The organism is Streptomyces huiliensis (assembly GCF_020037025.1).
GTDB classification, from domain to species: domain Bacteria; phylum Actinomycetota; class Actinomycetes; order Streptomycetales; family Streptomycetaceae; genus Streptomyces; species Streptomyces huiliensis.
Map to the genome: position 1 here is coordinate 1 of NZ_JAIQLH010000365.1, position 2394 is coordinate 2394.

At 76.0% G+C, this 2394-nt stretch carries 3 protein-coding genes; all 3 read left to right on the top strand.

Translation table 11 applies throughout. The annotated features are described in order from the left end of the window. Window positions 1-211: aldo/keto reductase (locus JNW98_RS33390; RefSeq protein ID WP_223772046.1), on the top strand; the 211-nt coding region annotated here is incomplete at its 5' end. 597 nt (window positions 212-808) lie between these two features. Beyond that, window positions 809-2206 carry a M20/M25/M40 family metallo-hydrolase gene (locus tag JNW98_RS33395; protein ID WP_223772047.1) on the top strand — a complete coding sequence of 466 codons (1398 nt, stop codon included), beginning with the start codon at window positions 809-811 and terminating at the stop codon, window positions 2204-2206. A gap of 5 nt (window positions 2207-2211) precedes the next feature. Continuing rightward, the coding region (locus JNW98_RS33400; protein ID WP_223772048.1) for a hypothetical protein at window positions 2212-2394 on the top strand (183 nt) is incomplete at its 3' end.

Genomic DNA, 2394 nt, shown 5'->3' on the forward strand with positions numbered 1-2394 from the left:
CGTCGCCACCGCCCGAGCCCTCCCCCCGGCCCGCATCGCCCTCGCCTGGCTCCTCTCCAAACCGGCCGTCGCCGCCCCCATCATCGGCGCCACGCGTGCCACGCACGTGGACGACGCGGTGGCCGCCGTGGACGTGACGCTCACCGAGGACGAGATCGCCCAACTGGAGGCGCCTTACCGGCCGCACCGGGTGCTGGGGTTGCGGCGGTAGGGGCCGACTGCGTAGCCGCACGTGGGCGCGGAGCGGCGATATACGGCCAATTCCACTTTCTCTGGCCGAGTTTATGGCGGAAGCCCCCGAAAGAGCCCCCGCCGCCGCCGAGTCGGCCGCGGGAAGCCGCTCCGCGACCCGTGCGGACGCCTGACGACTGAGGTAGAACGGGGGGATGGTCAAGATCCCGGACTTCGCGGGCGCCGGCGCGGGCCGCGGGCGGCGCCGTCGCCGCCGTGGGCCGTCCGGGTCGGGTGGGGCGGCCCGCCGGGGGCGCCCCGGCGCGCGGGCACGGCGTACGGGTGGACGGCGCGCGGTGGTTCGACGGGTCGTGCGGGTTCGGCGGTGGGGGCGCTTACGGTGGAACGGTGGTGCTGGTGACGGGTGACGGCCGGGGGAGCGGGTGTGCCGTGCGCGCCGAGGGGGCCGGGTGGTGCGGGGGCGTGCACCGCCGCCGGCCGGCGGGCCGTACGGGTTCCGCGCCGCTCGGCCCGACGCGCCGTACGGGCGTCGCTTCGCCCGGCCCGACGCGCCGCACCACGCCGACCATGTCCGAGGCGATCCGTCCCGTCGTGGCAGGGGCGGTGGAGGAAGCGTATGGCTAGTGGCACGGCAGGATCGGACGGCGACGGCGGCGGGCGGGTGGACGCGCGGGCGCTGGAGGAAGTCGTCCGGTTCACCTCCGATCTGATTCGGATCGACACCACCAACCGCGGCGGCGGCGACTGCCGGGAGCGGCCCGCGGCCGAGTACGTGGCGGAGCGGCTCGCCGAGGCGGGGATCGAGCCGTTCCTGCTGGAGCGGAAGCCGGGGCGGACCAACGTGGTGGCCCGGGTCCCGGGCGCGGACCCGGTCGCCGGGGCGCTGCTCGTCCACGGGCACCTGGACGTGGTGCCGGCCGAGCCCGCGGACTGGACGGTGCACCCGTTCTCCGGCGAGGTGCGGGACGGCGTCGTCTGGGGCCGCGGCGCACTCGACATGAAGAACACGGACGCCATGGTGCTGGCCCTGGTCCGCTCCTGGGCGCGCGCGGGCGCCGTGCCGCCGCGCGACATCGTGCTCGCGTTCACCGCGGACGAGGAGGACAAGGGCGAGACCGGCGCGGCCTTCCTCGCGGACGAGCACGCCGCCCTGTTCGAGGGCTGCACGGAGGCGATCGGCGAGTCGGGCGCGTACACCGTCCACGGCGCCGGCGGGGTGCGGATCTACCCGGTGGCGGCGGGGGAGCGCGGTTCGGCGTGGGTGGAGCTGCGGGCCCGCGGCACCGCCGGGCACGGCTCCAAGGTGAACCGCGCGAACGCGGTCGCCCGGCTGGCCGCGGCCGTCACCCGGATCGCCGAGCACGAGTGGCCGATCCGGCTGACCCCGGTCGTCAAGGCCGCGCTGCGCGAACTGGCCGCCGCGCACGGCATCGACGTGGACCGTTCCGGGCCGGGGCCGGAGGAGGTGGAGGAGCTGCTGGCCAAGCTGGGACCCGCCGCCAAGCTGGCGGCGGCGACCGTCCGCAACAGCGCCAACCCCACCATGCTCAGCGCCGGTTACAAGATCAACGTCATCCCGGGGACGGCCACCGCGTTCGTCGACGGCCGGACCGTGCCGGGCGCGGACGACGAGTTCACCGCCACCCTGGACCGGCTCACGGGACCGGACGTGGACTGGTCGTTCTTCCACCGCGAGCGGGCCCTCCAGGCGCCGGTGGACGCACCGGTGTTCGCCCGGATGCGCGCCGCGCTGGAGCACTTCGACCCCGACGGGCACGTGGTGCCGTTCTGCATGTCCGGCGGCACGGACGCCAAGCAGTTCTCCCGGCTCGGCATCGCCGCCTACGGCTTCTCCCCGCTCCGGCTGCCGCCGGGCTTCGACTACCAGGGCCTGTTCCACGGCGTCGACGAGCGGGTCCCCGTGGACGCCCTCCACTTCGGCGTACGCGTCCTGGACCGCTTTGTGATGCACGAGCCGAGTCCCCGCATCCACCCCCTGCCCGAGGAGGCGTAAAGATCATGGTGCCCACGGCGCCCTGCGGAACCTGGCCGTCCCCCGTGGACGCCGCCCTGGTGGCGGAGCACGGCGGCCGCCCCGACTTCGTCGGCTGGGTCGGCGACGACGTGTGGTGGGTCGCCGCCCGCCCGGCGGAGGGGGGCCGCCGGGCGCTGGTCCGGCGGCGGCCCGGCGGCGCCGAGGCC

Excerpts from the sequence above, each read along its gene's own strand:
- JNW98_RS33395 (WP_223772047.1), top strand. The coding sequence starts at position 809 with ATGGCTAGTGGCACGGCAGGATCGGACGGCGACGGCGGCGGGCGGGTG.